At 63.6% G+C, this 21937-nt stretch carries 27 protein-coding genes; 14 read left to right on the forward strand and 13 right to left on the reverse strand.

Features of this window, described 5'->3' with window-relative positions; genetic code table 11:
* Nucleotides 1–99: 99 nt before the first annotated feature.
* Together MYCSM_RS17420 and MYCSM_RS35260 are read right to left on the reverse strand one after the other, a co-directional pair.
* Nucleotides 100–1221 (reverse strand): sulfite oxidase, encoded by a 1122-nt coding sequence (locus MYCSM_RS17420; protein WP_015307479.1) that lies wholly within the window; start codon nt 1219–1221, stop codon nt 100–102.
* Nucleotides 1222–1461: 240 nt separating this feature from the next.
* A complete protein-coding gene (locus MYCSM_RS35260) occupies nt 1462–2064 on the reverse strand; it encodes a hypothetical protein (protein WP_051073768.1) in 603 nt (200 codons plus the stop codon).
* Nucleotides 2065–2475: 411 nt separating this feature from the next.
* Between MYCSM_RS35260 and MYCSM_RS17430 the strand changes: the two genes are divergently transcribed.
* Together MYCSM_RS17430 and MYCSM_RS17435 are read left to right on the forward strand one after the other, a co-directional pair.
* Complete coding sequence (locus MYCSM_RS17430) at nt 2476–2682, forward strand: hypothetical protein (RefSeq protein WP_015307481.1); 207 nt, start codon at nt 2476–2478, stop codon at nt 2680–2682.
* Between the two features lie 59 nt (nt 2683–2741).
* On the forward strand, nt 2742–2951 hold the full coding sequence (locus tag MYCSM_RS17435) for a hypothetical protein (protein WP_015307482.1): 210 nt from the start codon (nt 2742–2744) through the stop codon (nt 2949–2951).
* 412 nt (nt 2952–3363) lie between these two features.
* Here the strand turns inward: MYCSM_RS17435 and MYCSM_RS17440 are convergent, their stop codons facing one another.
* Both MYCSM_RS17440 and MYCSM_RS17445 read right to left on the reverse strand, forming a co-directional pair.
* Complete coding sequence (locus tag MYCSM_RS17440) at nt 3364–4071, reverse strand: response regulator (protein WP_015307483.1); 708 nt, start codon at nt 4069–4071, stop codon at nt 3364–3366.
* 476 nt (nt 4072–4547) lie between these two features.
* Nucleotides 4548–5396, reverse strand: a complete 849-nt coding sequence (locus MYCSM_RS17445) for an aldo/keto reductase (RefSeq protein WP_015307485.1) — start codon at nt 5394–5396, stop codon at nt 4548–4550.
* Nucleotides 5397–5650: 254 nt separating this feature from the next.
* On the opposite strand from MYCSM_RS17445, the gene MYCSM_RS36055 reads away from it, so the two are divergent.
* The 3 genes from MYCSM_RS36055 to MYCSM_RS17455 all read left to right on the forward strand — a co-directional run bounded on the left by MYCSM_RS36055 (nt 5651) and on the right by MYCSM_RS17455 (nt 8131).
* On the forward strand, nt 5651–5890 hold the full coding sequence (locus MYCSM_RS36055; protein ID WP_015307486.1) for a hypothetical protein: 240 nt from the start codon (nt 5651–5653) through the stop codon (nt 5888–5890).
* A gap of 331 nt (nt 5891–6221) precedes the next feature.
* Nucleotides 6222–7688, forward strand: a complete 1467-nt coding sequence (locus MYCSM_RS17450) for a catalase (RefSeq protein WP_015307487.1) — start codon at nt 6222–6224, stop codon at nt 7686–7688.
* A gap of 65 nt (nt 7689–7753) precedes the next feature.
* Nucleotides 7754–8131, forward strand: coding sequence for an ankyrin repeat domain-containing protein (locus tag MYCSM_RS17455; RefSeq protein ID WP_083906302.1), 378 nt, complete (start codon nt 7754–7756; stop codon nt 8129–8131).
* A gap of 84 nt (nt 8132–8215) precedes the next feature.
* On the opposite strand, the gene MYCSM_RS17460 is transcribed toward MYCSM_RS17455, so the two are convergent.
* Nucleotides 8216–9031, reverse strand: a complete 816-nt coding sequence (locus MYCSM_RS17460; protein WP_015307489.1) for an LLM class F420-dependent oxidoreductase — start codon at nt 9029–9031, stop codon at nt 8216–8218.
* A 199-nt stretch (nt 9032–9230) separates the two neighbouring features.
* Between MYCSM_RS17460 and MYCSM_RS17465 the strand changes: the two genes are divergently transcribed.
* Nucleotides 9231–9971, forward strand: a complete 741-nt coding sequence (locus MYCSM_RS17465) for an SDR family NAD(P)-dependent oxidoreductase (protein ID WP_015307490.1) — start codon at nt 9231–9233, stop codon at nt 9969–9971.
* On the opposite strand, the gene MYCSM_RS17470 is transcribed toward MYCSM_RS17465, so the two are convergent.
* Nucleotides 9972–10862 carry a LysR family transcriptional regulator gene (locus MYCSM_RS17470; RefSeq protein WP_015307491.1) on the reverse strand — a complete coding sequence of 297 codons (891 nt, stop codon included), beginning with the start codon at nt 10860–10862 and terminating at the stop codon, nt 9972–9974.
* An 86-nt stretch (nt 10863–10948) separates the two neighbouring features.
* On the opposite strand from MYCSM_RS17470, the gene MYCSM_RS17475 reads away from it, so the two are divergent.
* From MYCSM_RS17475 to MYCSM_RS17485, 3 genes are all read left to right on the forward strand, one after another.
* A complete protein-coding gene (locus MYCSM_RS17475) occupies nt 10949–11284 on the forward strand; it encodes a DUF417 family protein (RefSeq protein ID WP_083906303.1) in 336 nt (111 codons plus the stop codon).
* Nucleotides 11285–11364: 80 nt separating this feature from the next.
* Entirely contained in the window at nt 11365–12753 is a 1389-nt protein-coding gene (locus tag MYCSM_RS17480) for a mercuric reductase (protein WP_015307492.1), read from the forward strand.
* Nucleotides 12754–12797: 44 nt separating this feature from the next.
* Complete coding sequence (locus MYCSM_RS17485; protein WP_015307493.1) at nt 12798–13568, forward strand: DUF899 family protein; 771 nt, start codon at nt 12798–12800, stop codon at nt 13566–13568.
* Between the two features lie 75 nt (nt 13569–13643).
* Here the strand turns inward: MYCSM_RS17485 and MYCSM_RS37235 are convergent, their stop codons facing one another.
* The gene (locus MYCSM_RS37235; RefSeq protein WP_157681348.1) at nt 13644–13784 is read right to left on the reverse strand and encodes a hypothetical protein; all 141 of its coding nucleotides are present in this window, start codon (nt 13782–13784) and stop codon (nt 13644–13646) included.
* A gap of 229 nt (nt 13785–14013) precedes the next feature.
* Here MYCSM_RS37235 and MYCSM_RS17490 point away from each other — a divergent pair, with 229 nt between their 5' ends.
* Both MYCSM_RS17490 and MYCSM_RS17495 read left to right on the forward strand, forming a co-directional pair.
* On the forward strand, nt 14014–15156 hold the full coding sequence (locus MYCSM_RS17490) for a catalase family peroxidase (RefSeq protein WP_015307494.1): 1143 nt from the start codon (nt 14014–14016) through the stop codon (nt 15154–15156).
* On the forward strand, nt 15146–15718 hold the full coding sequence (locus MYCSM_RS17495; protein WP_015307495.1) for a cytochrome b: 573 nt from the start codon (nt 15146–15148) through the stop codon (nt 15716–15718). Before MYCSM_RS17490 ends, MYCSM_RS17495 begins: the two co-directional genes overlap by 11 nt.
* Here MYCSM_RS17495 and MYCSM_RS36060 read toward each other — a convergent pair.
* Both MYCSM_RS36060 and MYCSM_RS17505 read right to left on the reverse strand, forming a co-directional pair.
* The gene (locus tag MYCSM_RS36060; protein ID WP_335337515.1) at nt 15713–16210 is read right to left on the reverse strand and encodes an SDR family NAD(P)-dependent oxidoreductase; all 498 of its coding nucleotides are present in this window, start codon (nt 16208–16210) and stop codon (nt 15713–15715) included. The two genes, MYCSM_RS17495 and MYCSM_RS36060, sit on opposite strands and share 6 nt — an antisense overlap.
* A gap of 489 nt (nt 16211–16699) precedes the next feature.
* A complete protein-coding gene (locus MYCSM_RS17505) occupies nt 16700–17317 on the reverse strand; it encodes a TetR/AcrR family transcriptional regulator (RefSeq protein WP_015307496.1) in 618 nt (205 codons plus the stop codon).
* A 212-nt stretch (nt 17318–17529) separates the two neighbouring features.
* On the opposite strand from MYCSM_RS17505, the gene MYCSM_RS17510 reads away from it, so the two are divergent.
* Together MYCSM_RS17510 and MYCSM_RS17515 are read left to right on the forward strand one after the other, a co-directional pair.
* On the forward strand, nt 17530–18207 hold the full coding sequence (locus tag MYCSM_RS17510) for a peroxiredoxin-like family protein (protein WP_015307497.1): 678 nt from the start codon (nt 17530–17532) through the stop codon (nt 18205–18207).
* Nucleotides 18208–18320: 113 nt separating this feature from the next.
* Nucleotides 18321–18848, forward strand: a complete 528-nt coding sequence (locus MYCSM_RS17515) for an HD domain-containing protein (RefSeq protein WP_015307498.1) — start codon at nt 18321–18323, stop codon at nt 18846–18848.
* Nucleotides 18849–18943: 95 nt separating this feature from the next.
* On the opposite strand, the gene MYCSM_RS37240 is transcribed toward MYCSM_RS17515, so the two are convergent.
* Nucleotides 18944–19162, reverse strand: coding sequence for a hypothetical protein (locus tag MYCSM_RS37240; protein WP_157681349.1), 219 nt, complete (start codon nt 19160–19162; stop codon nt 18944–18946).
* 146 nt (nt 19163–19308) lie between these two features.
* On the opposite strand from MYCSM_RS37240, the gene MYCSM_RS38735 reads away from it, so the two are divergent.
* Complete coding sequence (locus tag MYCSM_RS38735; protein WP_257720716.1) at nt 19309–19431, forward strand: hypothetical protein; 123 nt, start codon at nt 19309–19311, stop codon at nt 19429–19431.
* A 16-nt stretch (nt 19432–19447) separates the two neighbouring features.
* On the opposite strand, the gene MYCSM_RS17520 is transcribed toward MYCSM_RS38735, so the two are convergent.
* Genes MYCSM_RS17520 through MYCSM_RS17530 form a run of 3 tightly spaced genes read right to left on the reverse strand, consistent with a single transcriptional unit; the run spans nt 19448 to nt 21918 of the window.
* A complete protein-coding gene (locus MYCSM_RS17520; RefSeq protein ID WP_015307501.1) occupies nt 19448–20632 on the reverse strand; it encodes an acyl-CoA dehydrogenase family protein in 1185 nt (394 codons plus the stop codon).
* Between the two features lie 9 nt (nt 20633–20641).
* A complete protein-coding gene (phaZ, locus tag MYCSM_RS17525) occupies nt 20642–21439 on the reverse strand; it encodes a poly(3-hydroxyalkanoate) depolymerase (RefSeq protein WP_015307502.1) in 798 nt (265 codons plus the stop codon).
* A 26-nt stretch (nt 21440–21465) separates the two neighbouring features.
* Complete coding sequence (locus tag MYCSM_RS17530) at nt 21466–21918, reverse strand: MaoC family dehydratase (RefSeq protein WP_015307503.1); 453 nt, start codon at nt 21916–21918, stop codon at nt 21466–21468.
* Between the last annotated feature and the right edge of the window lie 19 nt (nt 21919–21937).

A 21937-nucleotide genomic window follows, 5' to 3' on the forward strand; every position in this document is an offset into this window, starting at 1 on the left:
TCGGATCCCCGTCAGCGAGTAAGAGCGTTGCGACGGACACCATGAGGGTCAAGCAGAACTAGTGAGCGTGTCCCAACCCACCGACGCGCAGAGCGTGGCTCACACCGCGTGGAGATCAATGCGGGCGTAGGCGTTGTTTCCGTAACCGCGGGGATTCCACAAGGAAGAAGGGAATTCGGGCTGGGTCATTCCCCTGCTGTCCCAGGCGCGTGCAGTGATATTCAACGGTCCCGGCGTGACGTCAACGGTGAGCGACCACAGCCACCATGCCCACTTGCTTGGTGGAGCGTGCAATTCGGCTTGACGCCAGGTGTGCCCACCGTCGAGGGACACGTCGACGCGTCCGATGCCCTGCCCGTCGCCGTCCATCGCCCAGCCTCGGATGGTCAATTCACCGGCCGGGATATGGTCACCGTCGGTGGGCGTCAGGATATCGCAATTGAGCGGCAGTGTGGACAGTGAGATGCCCTCGCCTTCGGCGGCAGTGTCGGGATCTGCCTCGGGGGGCAGGATGCGGTAGTCCAGGGCCTGGAAGTAATTGTGCGAAGGACTGTTTCGAACGATGATGCTCCGAACCCATTTGACGCTGCGGGCACCGATGTAGCCGGGCACAACCACCCGTACCGGACCGCCGTGTGCCCGCAGCAATGGCTGGTCGTTCATCTGCCACGCCAGCAGCACCTCCTCAGACATCGCCTTGTGCAATGGAATCGAGCTGCCGTAGGACTGGACCGGGCGCGCCTCCCCCGCGATGTCCGGCGCCAAGAATTCCAAGTGCAGCCCGTCGCGGCGGTCCACTCCGGCCGCTTTCAGCACGTCGGCCAGGCGCACTCCACCCCACTGAGCGGTCGAGATCGCACCATGCTCCCACGGATCCTTGCCCGGGATCGGGCGCACCCGTAGCAGTTCCGCACGGCGGTTGCCAGCACAAGCAAGAGTGGCCACCACGCTGTGGTGGGCGAAGTCGGCGCGCAGTTGGTCGAACGTCAGGGTCAACGGGGTGTCGACGACTCCATCGACCGTCAGCTGCCACTGCGCCGCCGAAATGTCTGGGAACACACCGTGATTGCGTGCGTAGAACGCATCAACCGGGGTGATCTCCGCGCTAGCCAAGACCGATGGGGGCGGTTCGGCGTTAAAAGGCGCAGCCGAGCGGACGATCATGTCGTCGCGCTTGCCCCACAGTGGGGCGGTATCCGGTGCGGTGTGTGCAGTCATCATCCTGCCTCCTGTTGCCGACGTTAAGCGCTCAACGCGTCGACGTCGCTCCCGCCAGCGGGAGATTGGGCCCCTGCTAGCACCCATACGTCTACATCAGCGGTCGGAGGCAAGATGACGATGGTGCCTGTCGGTGCAGGACGCGCAATCCTGCCCGCGACAGGTGTGGCGGCGGACCCACCTCACCAGCTGGCAAGTGTCTAATTTGCGCGGACACCGTGCCCGACCCGCTATCAGCAGATCTCACGTGCGGGGCAGATCGGACACGGGGAAGAAGGCTGACTGCTGTGCGGCATTCTGCGCGGCCGGCCCCGGCTTGGCGGTGATCTGTGCGTCGCCCGCGGCCTGGTTCTGGGTCAAACGACCAATACCGGCAGTCGGCCGAGCCGAAGACGGGAACTGCGATGGGTTGGCCTGCTGAGCCGCCGGTCCGATCTCGGCCGCGATCTGTGCATGGCCCGCACTCTGGTAAATCGTTGCACCGCCGGTATCGGTTGGCGCGGCATCCGGCGCTCGAACATCTGGGGAGATTGCGCGTCGGAACGGCTGTAGGACGGATGGGCGGGGCTGGAACCCGCTGTATTTCGGGTTATAGCCGACCGCCTGCCACTTCGGATCGAACCCGTACTTCGGAAACCGCGCGCTGTATCCGGTGTCACGCCAGCGCGGGTTGATGCTGGGAGGGAACACCCGAGGCAACGGCCGGGGCGAGGTGTAGACCTGCTGGTTGCCCTGACTTAGGCAGTCGGTCGCTCCCCCCGCATCGGCGCAAACCGGCTCGCTGGGCGAAGCCGAAGCCGCCGGCGCACAAGAGACCGCCAGGGCAGCGGCCGCGGCGCCGATCATTAGCGCAATATGCTGCATCCTCGCTCGCACGGCGATGCTCCTTCCTCGGCATACGTCGGACACTGTCGTCAAGGTGAGTCTCGTGCCCGGTAGGTCGAATGTCGGCAACGCTGTCCGCAGTTCGGGCGGCCAGCAGGCGGGAAGTTGGTCCACCTGCTAGCTGCAGTGGCGCCCCTCGGGCCGACCCTCGCGGACTCGGTGTGGCCCAGGCTGGTAGGCGCAGCTGCGCGCCTTGGTGCCAGCTGCAATGGCGGACGGGTGTCTGCCTCCAGAACTACTGGCGAAGGCTCGGCCCCTGAGTTTCCAGCCAGCAAGGGATGCAATTGGCTGTCAGCAAGGACGACACCGGTTAGCAGTGGCGCGACCATTAGGTGATCCCAAATCGGGCGAACCAACAAGCAGGAGAGCGCAATGAAATCCCAAACCAAGTATGCAGCACCGTGGTTGGCTCTCGCCGCCATCGCTGGTGCGATCGCACTTGCGCCCATCGCTGGTGCCGACACCAACCCGGATGTGCCTTACGGCACCGATCCCCACTCGCCGTACATCCTCGGCTTCCACGTGTCGGACCACGACGAGGCGAACACCACGAACGGTCAAGTCGACGTTCCCTTCTGACGCGACGCGACCACGCGTAGCTATTGACTGCCAACCAATTTGAAGTACAGGAGAAAGAAATGAAACTACATTACGTTGCACCACTGGCAATTGCCGTCGCTGCGGTGACACTCACCGTGGCGCCAATCGCCTCGGCTGATGTCAGCGTCCAACAGGCCCCAGGCAACGCACAGATCATCGCGACCCCGGGGCCTGCTTCGCAGCAGGCCGCACAGTCTCAACAGCCCTTCGGTGGGGATTCGAACGCTCTGCTGTTCCACCACCGTTGACGGTAAACGCGCCTGGGGCGGGACTCTTGAAGTCCCGCCCCCAAGCCGTGTTTGGCTCTCATGACACAACTCAAAGCGTATTACTCGGCCGAACCAATCGGGTTCCAATGAGTGGCCGGGCCCAATCAAGACGAAACGACGCGAGGGAAAACCGCCACCCACGCAACGATGAAGTACCGCACGGGTCAGCGCTTTCTGTGCACCTTTGCCCTGAGTCCGGTTCACGACAGGTTGTGTGAGACAGAGATTCGCTGCCTCGCAGTCCAACCCGACCCGCGCCTCATTGGCGACCGGCAGGACCACTAGCCGCACGGCGCGATTTCCCTTCGCCGCCAGCGGATTCGGCGGTTACGACACGGCGACCATGACCGCGCGACTCGGCATCGACGTGGTACGCGACATCTTGAGGACGTCAGTGGGCGTCGAGAAATGCAATCACTGCCAACACTCTGCGGTGATCCTCGCCGGACCCGGGCAGATTCAGCTTGCTCATGATGCTGCGCACGTGCTTTTCGACGGTTCCCTCGGTGACCCAGAGCTGATGAGCGATGCCCGCATTCGAACGGCCCTCCGCCATCAGCGCCAGCACTTCGCGCTCACGCTCCGACAATGCGGCAAGAGGATCGTCGCGCCGCTGGGCCGTAACCAGTTCCTGCACCAGCGCGGGGTCGACGACCGATGCCCCATTGGTGATACGCGCAAGGGTGTCAAGGAATTCGGTTACGTCTGTGACCCGGCTCTTGAGGAGGTAGCCGATGCGCTGCCCGCTGGCCAGCAGTTCCATCGCATGTTCGACCTCGATATGGGCCGACAGCACGAGAATGGCAACGTCGGGGAACTCGTCGCGAATCAGCCTGGCGACGTCCAGTCCCTCGCTGGTGTGGGTCGGAGGCATTCGGATGTCTGTCACCACTAGTTCTGGGGACGCTTCACGCACCAGGGCAAGTAGGTCGCGGCTATCGCCAGTCTGTCCGACGACGTCGAAACCTGACCGGTCCAGCAGGCTGGCCAGCCCTTCCCGAAGCAGGACGTCGTCATCGGCGACCACGACTCGCGTCGCTGTTTGCCCCTCGGCTGCGTTCACGTCTGTCCCGTTCGCCTCGAGATCACTGTCCTTCATGGCGTCGATGACGCCGGATGCGTCTGCAGGTCTCACTATCTTGCACCGCCGCGACGACGGGTAGGTGCGGTCGGGCGAATTCGGTGGCGGACGGGCGCATGCCGGCTCGGCGCTGGTCATCCGCGCTTGCGGCTGCTGCGATCTGCGAAACGAGCGGAGGCCCCGGGGCCCGTCGAAGGTGCTGCAGGTCAACACCGACTTCGCCGGCGGGTCGGGAACCGGTGGCGTTGACCGGGTCAGGCAACTGGAGACTGCGGGATGCGCACCCCTTAATTGACGTTCACGAAGTCGGGCACTCTTCACGCGATGGCGCCCACCACGCTGGGCAGATGCTCCGAGGCCGGCTCAAGCTTGCCGTGGGAGTGGTACACGGCACTAGTCGAAGCCTGACGGCGATCACCAGCCGACCCGCGCGACTTCGCGGGCGGTCCGTGCCGGGCCGCCGCCCTATGGGACGTCGACGTAAGCGGACGTTCTTACTCTGGGATGTAGTCGAATTCGTCGGGGTTGGGCCCGGTGCGGCCAGCCTCTCCGCGGTCCAGGCCGCTGATCGCGTTCATCTCGTCGTCGTCCAAGCTGAAGTCGAAGATCTCGAAATTTGATGTCATCCGCTCGGGTGAAACGGATTTCGGAAAGATGATGTCGCCCCGCTGAATGTGCCAGCGCAACACAACCTGCGCCGGCGTCTTGCCGTGCGCGGCACCGACGCGGCCGATGACCTCATCATCGAGGACTCTTCCCTGTGCGATCGGCGACCACGCCTCGGTAGCGATTCCGTGTGCCCGGCCGTACTCGCGCACCCGTTCGTTCGCGAAGTAGGGGTGCACCTCGACCTGGTTCACCGCGGGAATCGTCGACGAGTTCGCCGCCAGCTGATCAAGATGAGCGGGTTGGAAATTCGAGACACCGATGCTGCGCGCCCGCCCGTCTCTTGCGAACTCCTCGAGCACGTTCCACGTCGAGACGAAGTCACCGTCATAGAGGGTGGGCAGGGGCCAGTGGATGAGAAAAAGGTCAACGTAGTCGGATTGCAGACTGGACAATGTCGCGTCGAAGGCACGGCGCGCGTCGTCGGGGCGATGAAAGCCGTTGTTGAGCTTACTGGTGATAAACACCTCGGCGCGGTCAAGTCCCTCGTCACGGATGCCCTGACCGACTCCCTTCTCATTGCCGTACATCTCGGCGGTGTCGATATGGCGATAGCCCACCCGTAGTGCGGAACGGACCGCAGCGGCCGTCTGCTCCGGCTCGATCTGGAATACGCCGAAGCCCAGCTGTGGAATTGCGCAGCCATCGTTGAGAGTGATATTCGGGATGGTGCTCATACGTCCGTTCTCCTTATGCGTCGGTCGCGCTGTGGCATGAGTGCCCGGCCCCAGCGCTTGAAGTGATCACCCCAAGATTGTGACTCGGGTGTGGCTGCGGCATCGCAGACATCACCCATAGCCGGTTCCGGCTGACGAGCCCGCAAAGATTCCCGGTAACGGCACCTCGTATGGGTGCTAGCGGCAACGACACCGATCGATGCCAGCGCAACGCTGAACACGTACCGTAAACGCCCCGCAAAAGGAGTTACACCATGCGAATCAGCCTCGCGTACATAGCACCGCTAGTCGGCGCGGCAGCGGCTGCCGCAGCCATTGCCGCCGCACCGATCGCCTCGGCTGCTACCGGCCCGACGGTCACGTCGTCGCCGCAGCAGAACTGCGCCTCGAGCGGTGCGGGATCGATCTGCCAGTCGCCCGGCAATGTTCAAATCAACGATGCTCCTCCGCCAGTCCAGTTCTACCCCTACGGCGGCGAGGCGTTTCTACTCTGATGCGGCACGCCGCATCGCCGGCCTCCCGGCTATCCGGTACGCCAAGCTCACGGCGGCAGCAGCGACAAGGCAGCATCGACTGCCACCATAAATTCATTCGCGAATAGCGTCGAACCGAGTGAAACGCACTCCGACATCGTCTATTTGAGGTCGGCGACCCCGATGCTTCTGGCCAGCGATCAAACCCGGGCCGCGGCGCCCGGACGCACTGGGTGTCCGAATCCGTGGACTAGTTGTCACTTTCCATGCTGCAGCGGCACTCAGTTATCAGCGAGATTGCAAACAACCGAACTAGAAGAAACACATCTCAACCCAACCCCAGGAGAAGAAAATGGCTTTCGAAGAAAACACCAAACCGTTGACCACCGCGGCGGGCGCTCCGGTTGTGGATAATCAGAACAGCATGAGCGCTGGTGCGCGCGGTCCGTTGCTGTTGCAGGATCTGTGGCTGATTGAGAAGCTGGCGCACTTCGCACGCGAAGTCATCCCCGAGCGGCGCATGCACGCCAAGGGTTCGGGCGCCTTCGGCACGTTTCGAGTGACCCACGACATCAGCCGGTACACCAAGGCGGCGATCTTCAGCGAGGTCGGCAACAGCTGTGAGATGTTCGCCCGGTTCTCCACGGTGGCCGGCGAGCGTGGCGCCGCCGACGCCGAACGCGACATCCGCGGCTACGCGTTGCGCTTCTACACCACCGAAGGCAACTGGGATGTGGTCGGCAACAACACCCCGGTGTTCTTTCACCGCGACCCGCTGAAGTTTCCCGACCTCAACCGCGCGGTCAAGCGCGACCCGCGCACCAATATGCGTGACCCCGAGAACAACTGGGGCTTTTGGACCAACCTGCCCGAATCACTGCACCAGGTCACCATCACCATGAGCGACCGCGGCATCCCCAAGTCGTTCCGGCACATGCACGGCTACGGTTCACACGCCTACAGCATGATCAACGCTGCGGGCGAACGGAATTGGGTCAAGTTCCACTTCCGCACCCAGCAGGGCATCGAGAATCTCACCGATCAGGAAGCGAACGAACTGATCGGCCGCGACCGCGAGTCCCACGGCCGCGACCTGTTCGACGCCATCGAACGCGGCGACTACCCGAAGTGGACCCTGTACATCCAGGTGATGCCCGAAGCCGACGCCGCCACCTACCGCTTCCACCCCTTCGACCTGACCAAGGTATGGAGCCAGAAGGACTACCCGTTGATCGAGGTCGGTGAATACGAGCTCAACCGCAACCCGGACAACTTCTTCGCCGACGTCGAGCAGGCCGCATTCACTCCGGGCAACCTCATCCCAGGCATCTCGTTTAGCCCCGACAAGATGCTGCAGGGCCGGCTGTTCTCCTACGGCGACGCCGCCCGCTACCGCGTCGGCGTCAACCACCACCAGATCCCGGTCAACTATCCACGCGCAGCCAAGCTGGTCAACACCTATCACCGCGACGGGGCCATGCGCGTCGACGGCAACCAGGGCGGAGTCGCCGGTGTCGAGCCCAATAACTTCGGCCGCTGGGCCGAACAACCCGCCTACGCCGACCCCGCGGAATCGATCGGAGCCACCGCCGACCACTTCGACTTCCGTGAGGACGACGACAACTACTTCGAGCAGCCCGGCGACCTGTTCCGGCTCATGACCGGCGACGAGCAGCAGCGGCTCTTCGACAACACCGCACGCGCCATCAAGGGCGCCCGACCCGAGACCGTCGAGAAGCACATCGAGAACTGCACCCAGGCGGACCCCGCCTACGGCGAAGGCGTGCGCAAAGCCTGCGAAGCTCACGGCGCGCTGTGACAACCAGGCAACACGGACTCGAATTGACGGCTGAGGTCACGGATCTGGCAGCACGAGTTTTCGATATGGCTCGCGACGGAGAAACGGCAACGTTGGCCGCGTACATCGACGCGGGCGTACCAGTGAATCTCACCAACACCAACGGGGACAGCCTCGTGATGCTGGCGGCCTACTACGGACACGCATCGACGGTCGCCGCTCTGATCACGCGTGGGGCCGACGTCGATCGACACAACAATCGAGGGCAGACCCCGTTGGCAGGCGCGGTCTTCAAGAACGAGACGACGATCGTCGACCTGCTGCTGGCCGCGGACGCCGATCCGGTCGCGGGGTCGCCATCCGCGCTCGAGACCGCACACTTCTTCGGCAAAGATCAACTCGCGCGACACATGCAATACATATGGCGGCAGCGCAGCGGCCGCAGTTCAGGGGGTCCCGCGTAGTCCGATCATCCGCGAGACGTACGCTCAGCAGATCCACGCGTTGATCACCTTCGCGGGCAACCCCGTGCGGCGCTTCACTTGTTGTTAATGGACTAGGTCGCGCCAGTCGATCATGTCCTTCAGTTCCGCGAAGTCGTACCCGTCCTCCGTAGGGTGTATCTCGGTGGTGAAGAGGGTGACGCCCTCCTGACGGAACACGTCGGCGTTTTCGCGTCCGGTCCAATGGACCGCTCGCTCAATTTGCTTCTCATCGCGGCCGGCCTGCGCAACGAGGTCTTTCAGCATCGCGTTCTTCCGTCGGTATTCGCTCGGGCTGGCGAACGTGTGCCAGATGTCCGCGTGCTTGGCGACGATCGGCAGCGTCCTCTTCACTCCCATACCGCCGACGAGGATCGGTATCGGGCGCACGGGCGGCGGAACCAATTGAGTGAGCCGCTGCTCGACACGAGCTAGGCGCTCCTCGAACAGATCCATCCGAGACTTAACGGTGCCGTAGTCGTATCCGTATACGGTGTAATCCTTTTCGTACCACCCGGAGCCCACTCCCAGAACCAAACGCCCACCGCTGATGTGATCAACCGTGCGGGCCATATCGGCCAGCAGATCTGGGTTGCGATAACCGATGCCGGTGACCAGCAAGCCGATGTCGGCGCGATTGGTGATCTCGGCCCACGACGCGAGCGCCGTCCAGCCCTCGAAGTTGTTGACATCCGGCTGTTCAGGCAGCAGCTCGGGAAGGCCGTCTTCGGACGGCACGGTGAAAGGTTTGTGGAAGTGGTCGTAGCCGAAGATCGCGTCAGCGCCTAGCTCCTCGGCCTTGACCACGGCCTCTCGCCACGTTCGAAAGTCGGGGGTGCCACCCGGCCACAGCTGAACGCCAATCCGAACGGAATTGGTCACGATTGTCCTCCTGCCTCCCGCAGCGCCTCGTGCGCTGTCGAAGCGGAGAACATCTCTAGCGATGCAGCCAATCCCGCACGCCTATCGCTGCCACCAATCGCCGCCATAAGCGAAAGCGCACGGGGAACTGGAATCGATGCCCTGCGTTGCGTGCTTACGTGGGAGTCAACGTTCGACGATTTCTGCAAGGAGATTTCTCATGGCTGGCACATTAGAAGGGTCGACCGCACTCGTAACGGGGGCGACCGCGGGCATCGGCCGCGCAATTGCGCTACAGCTGGCCACGCTCGGTGCCGAGTTGGTGGTCCATGGTCGCAGCGCCGAGCGCGGCGCCGAAACGGTGCAAGACATCGAAAAGGCCGGAGGCAAAGCGCGTTTCGTCGCAGCCGACCTCAGCGATGCCGACGACGTGCGGCACCTGGCCGCCGAGTCCGGCCCGGTCGACATCCTGATCAACAATGCAGGCGTCTACAAGTTCGGCGCCACGGCCGAGACCGGCGATGCGTTGTTCGACGAGCATGTGAACATCAACCTGCGCGCCCCGTACATCCTGGTGCAGAAGCTGGTGCCGGCCATGGCCGAGCGGGGCAACGGCGTCGTTGTGAACCTGAGCACCATCGCCGCCGAGGTGCCGGCACGGCAAGGCGGAATCTATGGCGCCACCAAGGCCGGCATCGAACTGTTGACCCGTGTCTGGGCTGACGAATTCGGCCGCTCCGGGGTACGAGTCAACGCCGTGCAGGCCGGTCCAACAGAAACTCCGGGAACCGCCGTCACACCCGGTCTCACCGATGGCCTGGGTCAGCTCACCACGCTCGGCCGGGCAGCAGTCGCCGACGAAATCGCCAATGCTGTCACGTTTTTGGCCTCCCCGGCGGCCAGCTACGTAAACGGTGCGATCCTGCAGGCCACTGGCGGTCGGCTCGCGATAGCGCCGTAATTACGTCGGCGCCTCGAAGGCGGTGACGAGCTGGCCGATGTCGCGGCGACGCGAGTTGGCCGGCCACACCACCCATGTGCGCCGCACCAAGGGGTGGTCGATCAGCGGGCTCCAGCTGACGGATTCCGGAAGGGGATGCGGCCAGTTTTCCGGCGCCAACGCGAAGTAGCGACCAGCGCTGACCGCAGCCAGCTTGATCGGGGCGATAAGCAGCTGGTCCTCGGGCGGAGGAGGGCCAGGGTCGATGCCGTGCGTGCGCAGGATCGCGGTCAACTCGTCGTGCCAAGCCGGGCTGTTGGAGCGCGGAAAGCCGAGCCACTGCAGTCGGCACAGTGCATCGAGGCGCACGCCGGTGGGGCCCACCAGTCCAGCGGCGACCTCGGAGGCGATCAGCACGCCCAGATTCTCGCGCAGTATCAGCATCGCATCGAAGGATTCCCCGGCGGGACGTTCTCGCACCAGTCCGACGTCCAGTTCACCGGCCTGAAGCGCGGAAAGCTGTGCGGCCGTGGATAAATGGCGCGGTATCACGCGCGTATCGGGACAATTCACTGAAAACTTGGCCAGAGTGCGCTCGATAACATCGACGGGCAGCTCCACGGGTACCCCGAGGTGCAGCACGCCCCGTTCGGCGGTGAAATCCGACATCCGCCGTAGCGCCTGATCATGTCTGGCCAGCACGGCACGCGCCTCGATTAGTAGCGCGGCGCCGGCTTCCGTCGGTCGTACGCCGGTGCTACTCCGCTCCAGCAATTTGACACCGAGCTGGCGTTCGAGGGAGCTGACTGTTTGCGACAACGCGGGCTGGCTGATGTGAAGCCGACGCGACGCCGCCGACATGCCACCCTCCTCGGCCACAGCGACGAAGGCGATCAGCTCCCGCAACTCCATCGCTTCAGCTTATGGACGAATCTCGGCCTCATGTCTCGAGCCACCCCAATTTTCGGCCGAGGAGGCGTTGGATGGCGTAGGGCCGCGTGGACCGAAGGCCAGCCCGCAGCCGCATCTTCCCGGTGTACACGTTTTCCGCGCTGCTCGGCGTCTTCGAGGTCGCTGCCGCGGTGCTGATTGCGATTAAGCCCCTTGCCCCAAGGCTCTCCAACGTCGGTAGCTTGCTGGCCATCTTGCTGTTCCTCGCAACGATCAGCTTCCTGTTCACGACACCGGGTATCGGTGAGCCGGCCGGCGGCGGGTTCCCAGCAATATCGCTCACCGGCGAGTTCCTGCTCAAAGACATTCCGTTGCTTGGCTTGTCGTTCTGGACCCTCGCGGATTCAATGCGAGCCGCCGCACAGCGAAATGCGGTCAACTGACGGAGCGGGGCGCGCGCAGACCTGGCAACGAGGTCAGGTCGGGCACGCCGCGGAGAGAGCGAAATTTGGAGGTAAACGCAATGGCCGATGAGCACTACGACGCGATCGTGATAGGGACCAGCCAGGGCGGCCGACTCCTCCCCGTCGAGTTAGCGAAGGCGGGCCAGAAGGTGGCGCTCGTCGAACGTGGCCCGATCGGCGGCGTATGCGTCAACACGGGATGTACCCCGACCAAGACGATGGTCGCCAGCGCGCGCCTTGCCTACCAAGCGCGCCGCGGCGCCGAGTACGGCGTGCGTGTTGGTCCGGTATCGGTGGACCTGGCTGCGGTCCGCGAGCGCAAACGGGCCATGGTCGCAGGCGCGCGGCAGAACTACGCCAGCCGTCTGGCTCAGGACGGGCTCGACCTGATCGAGGGCGAGGCCCATTTCACGGGGCCGAACACCGTCGAGATCGCCCTGACGGACGGCGGGACGCGGCAGGTCACCGCGGCGGTGATCATCATCGACACAGGCACCCGGCCCAAGCCGCCGGCAATCCCTGGCGCGGGCGACGTCCCCGTGCTCGACTCGACGTCGCTCATGGAGTTGGACGAACTACCGGAGCACCTGATCATCCTCGGTGGCGGCTACATCGGGCTGGAGTTCGGACAGATGTTCCGCCGGTTCGGCAGCGAGGTCACGATCGTCCAAAGGGGCCCTCGCCTGCTGAAGATCGAGGACGAGGACGTCTCGGACGAGGTCGCCGCGATCTTGCGCGACGACGGGATCACGGTCCTGACCTCGTCGACGCCGATCCGGGTCGAGCGAACCGACGGCGACCGCGTGCGGTTGACCGTGGACACGGAGGACGGTGAGCGACAGGTCGAGGGCTCGCACCTACTGTCGGCCATCGGCCGCATCCCGAACACAGACGCGCTCGCTCCTGACGCAGCCGGCATCCGTGTGGACGACCGCGGCTTCATCGAGGTCGACGAGTATCTGGAAACCAGCGTCCCCGGCGTATACGCGATGGGCGACGTCACGGGGGCGCCTGCCTTCACCCACTCTTCCTACGATGATTACCGCATCCTGCACGCCAACCTCATCAAGCACGAGAAAGCCAGCACGGCCGACCGGATCGTCCCGTACGCAGTTTTCATCGACCCACAGCTGGGCCGGGCCGGCATGACCGAGCGCGAGGCCACGGCGCAAGGACGCGCGATTCGGGTGGCGAAGCTTCCGATGAACGCCGTTGTCCGGGCCCTCGAGACCGGCGAAACGCGCGGCTTCATGAAGGCCATCGTCGACGCAAACAGCGGGCAGATCCTTGGCTGCGCGGTCCTCGGCAGTGAAGGCGGCGAGATCATGACCATGATCCAGGTCGCAATGCTGGGCAAGCTCACCTATAACGACATGGCGGACGCCATCTTCACGCACCCACTTCTGGCCGAAGGCCTCAACTCGCTCTTCGCACTATTCGACGCCTGAGGCGCGGTAAAGAAATCGCAGCATAGGAAGGGAAGGGTGAAGCGATGGCGCCCAAGGGCAGTCCGCGTGACATGAACAAGTGGCGGGAAACAGTCCGTGACCGGAACATCAAATTTCCTGGCGAGTCGAGCGAATACCGGCGCGCACGCAACCAGCTGTTGGAGGCGGAGGACGAACTGCGGCGACTGAACGAACAGGTCGCCGCCCAGCGCCGAGCGCTGCCGCCGGGCGGACTCGTCGCACAGGAGTACGTCTTCGAGTCCGCGGCCGATGGCTGCGAGGTGAGGTTCTCGGAGTTGTTCGCGCCGGGTAAGGACACGCTCGTGATCTACCACATGATGTTCCCGCGATGGTCGAAAGACCCGCGAGCTGGTGCCCCCGGAGGGAAGACGGCCCTGTTGCCGCTTGCCGAACAACCGTGCCCCTCATGCACGTCGGTTGTCGATGGGCTCAACGGTGTTGCGACCCACCTCTCCGACCGAGTCAACCTCGTCGTGGTCGCCAAATCGGACCCCGCCCGGTTGGGCACCTACGCGGAGGAACGCGGCTGGCGCAATCTGCGGCTGCTGTCCTCACGGAACAACACCTTCAACCGCGATTATCACGCGGAAACACCTGAGGGCGAGCAGCTTCCGGTCCTGAATGTGTTCTCACGCAACGACGACGGGATCCATCACCGGTGGGCGAGCGAGCTGACGTTCGTGCGCGGCGACAACAGCCCACTCGACCCGATCTGGCCGATCTGGGGCATTCTCGACCTGACACCCAATGGACGCGGAGAAACCGCCGCCTACCCCTCGCTGCAGTACGAGTAGAAGCCTCGGCGATATTCGCTGACGTGGTCATGGTCGATTGTCGGTGGCCTGTGCCTTGTCCGTTGCGGTTGAACATCAGAGCGCGTCGGGGTCGAGCGTGTCGAGTTGCTCGAATGCCGTGATCAGTTGCGCGACGTCGCGGCGGCGCGCATTGGCCGACCACACCGCCCATGTGCGCCGCACGACTGGATCCTCGGCAAGCGGGGTCCACACCACGGTGCGCAGGATCGCCGCGACTGCCTGTACTTCGAGGCGGGCGCCAGTGATGGGTTTGGCGAATCCGACTTCTCCGAGGAAGGTCGGATGTCTCGCAAATTCCGATTGGTCTGCTCACCGATGGCCCTGGTTCTCGCTGAGAGTTTCGACCAACGGCGCGTCGCGTCCTTGCCCCGCGGAGGCTTCTCAGCCATGGTTGGAACGTTGTACTCGGAAGGTAGGTGGCCCGATGCAGTCTGGCGATCATTCCGATACCCCCGATGAAAGTTCAGGCGAAAGCCGGCCCGATCGGTGGCTCAACCGGGCGATGCTGACCCGACGAGGTGCGCTGATGGGGATGGCTGCCGTCGCCGGCGTCGCAGCGGTCGACGTCGGCGTGTTCGCTTATGCGGGTGGCTGGCTCACCCCGTCCGCGTTGAGCCCGTCGCGATTCACCGACCGGTTCCAACAGGTCTACGGGCGCCACGATGGGTTCAGGCGCAACCACGCCAAGGGCCTTGCCGCCACCGGAACGTTTGTCAGCAACGGGGCGGGAGCCGAGGTCTGCAAGGCCGCGGTGTTTGCGAGTGGGACCGTACCCGTGATCGGTAGGTTTTCGCTTGCGGGCGGCCTACCCGACCAGGCCGACAAGCCCGACACCGTGCGCGGCCTGGGACTGATGTTCCTGTTGCCCAATGGCCAGCAATGGCGCACCGCCATGATCAATACTCCGGTCTTTCCCGACAGCACGCCGCAGGGCTTCGCCGAACGGTTGCTCGCCAGCAAGCCAATTCCCGCGACCGGCCAGCCAGATCCGCAGGCGATGGCGGCGTTCCTGGGCCGCCACCCCGAGACCGTTGCCGCGATGAAGATCATCAAGCAATCCCCGCCCAGCGCGGGGTTTGAGGTCAGCACCTTCTACGGGCTCAATGCATTTCACGTCACAAACAGTGCCGGCACGACAGTCCCGGTGCGCTGGTCCGCCGTCTCCCAGCAGAAGGCGAGTCCCGCGGCCCCCACCGGCTCCGGCACCCGCGATTATCTGTTCGACGAGCTGATCGTAGCGGCGGCACACGGCCCCTTGGCATGGCGGCTGATCCTCACGATCGGGGAGCCCGGCGATCCGACAAACGATGCCACCAAGGCTTGGCCCAGCGGGCGGCGCTCTATCGACACCGGAACCATCACCATCGATGCGGTGCAGACCGAGGCCCCCGGAAATGGGCGCGATGTCAACTTCGACCCTCTCGTGCTGCCCGACGGCATCGCACCGTCAGACGATCCACTGCTGCCCGCGCGGTCGGCGGTTTACGCGCGATCGTTTACCCGACGAGCCGAAGAACCCAAGCAGCCCAGCGCGGTCGACGTTGCGCAGGTGCTCCGTGAGCAATAACAGTTCAGCGCCCACGCGTTTCACTGTCGTCTCCCGATTGCTGCATTGGTCGATGGTAGTAATGGTCATAGCCCAGCTGCTCATCGGCGTAACCATGGTGGCGTCGTTGAGTTACTACCCGCTGCTGTTGGCCATCCACCGCCCGCTCGGCGTAGCGATCTTCGTCTTCGCGCTAATCCGGCTCGCGAACCGGCTGACCCACCAGCCACCGCCATTTTTGGCCACCATGAGTCGCGCCGAGCGCCGCATCGCGACCTGGTCGGAATACCTGCTCTACGCATTGTTAATAGCGCAACCACTGGTCGGCTGGGCGATGCTGTCGGCGGCGCGATTCCCGATCCTCCTTTATGGACCCGTCCATCTTCCCGGCATCGCGCCGCACAACATCACGTTGTACGCGGTGTTGCGCGTGTTGCACAGCATTCTCGCGTTGCTATTGTTTGCGACCTTCACCGCGCATATGTGTGCAGTGTTGTTCCACACCTTCGTGTTACGTGACGGGATCCTCGACAGGATGGCATTGTGGCCGGCCAGGCGACCACGGCCACAACGGCGTTCATAATCCCGTCACCAAACAATGTGCGCAACCGAATGTTTCACAGGCCGTAGCGCCGATGCGGACTAATTCTCGCCGAGGTCCGGCCAATATGCCCTTAGTTACGTTGTACCCCACTGGTTTCCAGCACGACTGACGATGTTGCGCCTCGGCGGAGGTAGCCGGGGATCGCTTGGACCTCGGGCCCGATGTGGATACCGCGGTGGATGACACTGGGATCCCGTGGCACTGAGACAGAACAGCGACGAAGTTGGTCATCGCCATGGCGTAATTGGCATGAGAACCGCCGGTTCCCAACAGGGAGCCCGCTCCGATTCCAGCGTTGACGATGATGCGGTCAAGCGAGCCGAACGCTTCGGCGAAGGAGTGAACCACTTCCGTTACAGCCACTGGATCGGTGACGTCGAGTGCGCGCGTCTCCACGCGCTGGCCGGTGGCCGTGCGAATCTCGTCGGCGAGGGAGTTCAGGCGGGCGGTGCGTCGGGCGCACAGTCCCAGGTCGTAGCCGAGAGCGGCGAACTAGCGGGACATCTCTTCGCCCAGGCCTGAACTGGCGCCGGTGATGACGATAACGCCGCGGTGCGCCCGCGTCGCCTCGCCGCATACGCCGTCACCCGCCGACGGCCGATCCAACTGGCCTCCCATGCGAACGATCATCGAGCGACTACGGCCGCAGAGTCCAACAGTGCCCCAAGAGGACTGCCCCCGTCCAACCGCACACCCAAGCCACTAAGAAGTCAACGCATCCCGCCGCCGATAACACGCAACTAGGTTCACGCATACACGATTCAACTGCACCGAGCATCTCCCTATTGAGTGCCGACAGAAAGCCAGACCGTAAATGCCCCACCCCGATGCAGAAGCTTTGAAAGTGGTGGTGGTGCAAACCCCCCGAGGTGGACGTCAACGAGGTCATCGTCCGGCCCGCCGCCGCCACACACTAACCGGCGTCGGCGGCGTCATCGGCGGGGTGATCTACGCGGTGATCTAGTGGACGCCGAGGGTGCGGAGGTGTTCGATCATGGTGTCGAGGGCGGCTTCCAGCGGAGTGGCGTCTCGGCGCACCTGGCTGAGCAGCAGGCCACCTTGGACGGCGGCTAGCGTCGCGAGTGCCAGGTTGTCGACGTCGGTGCCGTCGGGTAGTTCGCCGCGTGCTTCGATGACGCTCAGCCCGTCGCGAATCATGTTCTCCCACAGAACAAACGACCGCGCGACCTGCGCGCGGGCAAGCGGGTCGGTTTCGGCGAGCTCGTTGCCCAGCGATCCGATGGGGCAGCCGCCTACACAGCCCAGGTCGCGCATCGTGTCGACCATGATGTCGCGCCACCGCCGCAGGTCCTCGAGGCATTCCAGGCGGTCGAAACCGAGATGCTGTACCGCCAGCACTTGATCGGTCTGGAAGTCGATGACGGCTGCAACAAGGTCACCTTTGTCGGCGAAGTAGTGATACATCTGCGACGTGCTCACCGCCGCGGCTTCCTGGATGTCCTCGATGGTGGTGCGGGCCACCCCACGCTGGGACATCAATTCGGCGGCGGCCGCCACGATCCGTTCTCGGGTCGCGCGTCCCTTGGGGGTCAGTTTCTCTGGTGCAGTCGTAGGCATTCGAAGCCACCTTCTACTGGACGCCGTCGATGATGCCGGCCACTGGTCCATTGGAGTCCGTAAAAAATGGAGTGTCAACTCCAGAATTTTGTTTAGCTGGGGGGCCCGTTTGGAGTTGACACTCCATTTTTCCGGGCGCAAGCTCGCGTCGGAAAGTTTTATCACGCCGGAACCCGTTGTGTGGCACCGGTATACGTTTGAAAGGCTGCCTGATGACTACCACCGCAGACGCCCACCCGACCACGATCGCCGACCGCGTCGCCAAGATGCACGAGGGGATTGCCGCTCAAATCCCGGGTGAGGTACTCGATGTGTTCCGTGCCGAGCACGCTGACCTCGATGCCCGCGGCATCCCCACTGGCATCGCACAACCCGGCGATACGCTCGGCGATTTCGAACTGCTGGATGTGCACCGCACGCCGACCACACTGTCGGCCGCGCTGGACGGGCGCCCCGCGGTGGTCGTGCTCTACCGCGGCGCGTGGTGCCCCTACTGCAATCTGGCGCTGCGCGCCTACCAGGAGGACCTCGTCCCCCCACTGGCTGACAAGGGCGTTGCACTGGTGGCCATCAGCCCACAGAAGTCCGACGGCTCACTGTCGGCCCAGGAGAAGAACCCGCTGACCTTCACCGTGCTGTCCGATCCGGGCAACAAGATCGCCAACCGGCTCGGCGTGATGACCGTATCCCCCGACGATGCCCGAGCCGCGCAGCGCGCGATGGGTTTAGACCTGCCCGAGGTCAATGCAGACGGCACACACGACATACCCATGCCCACCGTCGTCATCGTCGACCCGACCGGGGTGATCCGCTGGATCGACGTCCACCCCAACTACACCACCCGCACCGAAGTCAGCGACATCCTCGCCGCCCTGGACGCCTTGTCCTGACAGGCGGTCCCCTCCCTCTCCCGTTATGACTGGTAGGGCGGATAGTCGTTGTAGCCGTGGGGACCTGGTGTAGTGCAGTGGTATGCGCAGAGTCGTCCCGGCACAGTTGAGGCATGTCATCCTTGACCGGTCGAATAGATCTCCCAGACTCCGAGATCGCCTGCGCGGCAAAGCAGTTCGTGTACGACGTATCGCCTGCCTTCGTCGCCCAGCACAGCCTGCACAGCTACCTATACGACCGCGAACTCGCGGCGGCCAAGGGATTGCAACCCGATGTCGGCTACGACGACGAGCTGGTCTTTCTCAGCTGCATGCTGCACGACCTTGGCGTCGGCAGTCGCGCCCGCGGCCAACAGCGCTTCGAGGTCGAAGGCGCAGACCTCGCCGCGGAATTGCTTATCGCGCACGGAGTCTCGACCAGTGATGTCGATCGTGTGTGGGAAGCGATCGAAGCGATTCACGCGCATTATCCGAGACTGGCGATGGTGCGTTGCCGCGTCGACGCCATCGTCGAGCATGCCGGCCGCAGCAACGCAGCCGCACCCCGTACTCCATCGCAGGGTGAACTCCCGCATGAACGCCGCCAACACGGAGTGACCCGCATGGAACAATCGGCAGCACAATCACCATGGGGCGACTGACACACGGCTCGGCGACCGATTCCGCTGCCGTCAGGGTCGTGAAACGCGACAAACGTGACGCCCGGCTGGCGTCACGTTTGTCAGCGGATGCGTATCTACGCGGCCGCCGGCTGCGCACGGAACCGGCCAAGCGAGCCGACCGGACGAGCAACACGATTGCCGCGCCAGTTGCCGAACGCGTGAACCACCGTGACGGCGATCGGGATGAACAGCGGGGACAGCACCATCAGGAAGATCATGATCGGCAGGAGCATTGGATCTCTCGCATTCTCCGCGGCGGGCGGAATCGTCGGTTTTCGTCTCGGGGAACTCATCGTTGAGTTCGTGAAGAGAAACCTACGAGCCAAACCCCAGCTCAGCGATGTCCCTCAACGACCAACTCCTGACGATGTGTTATCTCCCGGAGACAAACCGCTCAGCCACGCGGGGCGCCCTTAGCCGAGGCCGAACACCGTTTTGGATGAGGACGATCAACGAGAGAACACCGACAACGGCCACGCACACCGTCGCACTGGCCTGGCTGCGCGTATGGATGTTGGCGTTCGAGTATTTGCCGTATCCGCTCGATCGGGTCGGTCATTAGCGTGTCCTCCAATGACCTATACGAACGCACTGAGTCCGGTGATGGCACGCCCAACTATGAGTGTGTTCATCTCCCGCGTGCCTTCGTAGGAGTAGATTGCTTCGGCGTCAGCGACGAAGCGTCCAACATTGTGCTCCAACAGAATTCCGTTGCCACCAAGCAATTCTCGTGCATAGCCAACGGTTTCGCGCATTCTGACGGTGCACCATGCCTTCGCCAGCGACGAATGCCTGTCGTCGGCGCGGCCCTCGTCTTGGAGTTGGGAAAGGCGGGCGCACAACGCCCACGACGACGTGATGTTGCCGAGCATCCGCACCAACAGGTCCTGGACGAGCTGGAAACCCGCAATCGGCCTGCCGAACTGTTCACGGGACACCGCGTACGCCAACGCGTTCTCGTACGCCCCCCGAGCGCAGCCGACAGCCATCCAAGCGACGCCGGCCCGGGTCATCCGCAGCACTTCAGCGGTGTCGCGGAAGGAGTTCGCGTTCTGCAACCGGTCCTCCTCAGAAACTCTTACGTCCTCCAGCGTTATGACCGCATTTTGCACGATGCGCAGCGCGATCTTGTCGTCGAGCTTCGTCGTCGAGAAGCCTGGCGTGTCGTTGGCGACGATGAATCCCTTGACCTGACCGTCAGCGACGTCTTTGGCCCAGATCACAGTCAGGTCACCGAATGTCGCGTTGCCGATCCACTTCTTCTGTCCGTTGAGTATCCAGGAATCACCGTCGCGCATCGCCGTTGTGGTCAGCCCACGCGATGCGCCAGATCCGACATCCGGTTCGGTCAGGCCGAACGCACCGATCTTCTCGAAGCAGACCATGCTTGGCAGGTATCGGGCCCTCTGCTCGTCGTTGCCGCAAAGATAGATCGACCCCATCGACAGCCCGCCGTGCACTCCCGAAAACGTCGCGATAGACGGATCGGTGCGGGCGAGTTCCATGGCGACCATGCCGTCGAGGAGGTACGACCGCCCGGGACACCCGAACCCCTTGTAGGGCAGCCCTGCCAGGCCGAGTTGCCGAAATCCCGGGACGATTTCGAACGGAAAGCTCCCCCGTTGCCAGTGGCTGTTCACTGTGGGCTCAACCTCAGATTTCATGAAATCACGTACGCGGTGCAGGAACTCCCGCTCGTCGCCGACAAGCAATGCCTCGAGCGCGTAGAAGTCGGCGCTGTCAGTCACGGTCTGGGTGCTCATCGGCGCTCCCTAGTCGGGTTGGGATCTGAATGTCTCAATCACCGGCGCCAGCTCGCGGGCGTTGGTGATCAGGTCGACGTGGCCGCCGCGGTGCAGGTGCACCGTCGCATGGGGCAGAAGCCGCCCCATGACTCGCGCGTTTACCACTGGAATGATGGGATCGTCGAGTCCGGCCATTATCAGTGTTCGCTGGCGGACAAGGGGCAGCGCGAACAGACTGGTCCACACGGCTCCCGCGAGAAGTTGATGCAGATAGCCGATCCGCGAACCGGCCATCAGCTGACGGTCGAACAACTCCTTGATGGCCGCCGGATCATCACGGACAGTGCCACCGTAGATTTCACCGGCGATCGAGGCCGCGTAGTCGGGCTCCAGAAATCGTCGAGGCGTCACCATCTTCGCCAACACGGACGGTCGTCCGGGAACCATGATGGCGCCGGTTCCAGTGGACACCAGAATCAATCGGCGGCACCGGCGCGGATTCTGAAAGGCGAACTGCTGGGCCAACGCACCCCCCCATGACAGCCCGAGAACGTCGACCTGCCCCGTGATCCCCAGCTTCCGCAACAGCCTGCCCAGGACGGCCGCGAGATACGGAAAGCCATAGGGCAGAAGTGAATCTGGCGAGCCGCCACTGCCGGGAACATCGAATCGGATCACCGTCGTATCGGGATCCAGTTGCTCCACAAGCGGATCGAGAACTTCAAGGCTCGCGCCGATGCCGTTGCACAACACCAACGGCACTCCGCCACCTGGACGTACAGCCACCCGGATCTGCTGACCGAGCACAGACACAAGGCTTTCCATGCTGGTCCTGACTATTGCGGGGGCCGTCATGGGTACAGCACGATGACGTCAGCGACACATGCGGGTCGGTCTTCGCCGTCGATCTCGAATGTCAGCGTGAACACCGACTCGACGCCTGAGGTTTTCTGATGGGCGCTCGCCACCCTGACGGCGGCACGGACGTATGAACCGACGCGCACAGGCGCGGGGAATCTCACCTTGTTCAATCCGTAGTTCAATGCCGCCGTGAGTTCGCGGATCTCCAACACCTGCGCAATCACCGAAGGCGTGAGAGACAACGTGAGATAGCCATGCGCGATCGTGCCCTTGAACGGACCCTTTGCGGCCCGTTCGGTGTCGGTGTGGATCCATTGGCGATCCCCTGTGGCGTCGGCGAAGAGGTCGACCTGTTGCTGCGTGACGTTCATCCACTCAGTTGTGCCGAGACTCTGCCCGACCAAGTCAAGCAAATCAGCCGGTTGCTCGAGAACAGTTGTCATACAAAGCCTTTCATAACAG

Source organism: Mycobacterium sp. JS623 (genome assembly GCF_000328565.1).
In the GTDB taxonomy this organism is placed as follows: Bacteria; Actinomycetota; Actinomycetes; order Mycobacteriales; family Mycobacteriaceae; genus Mycobacterium.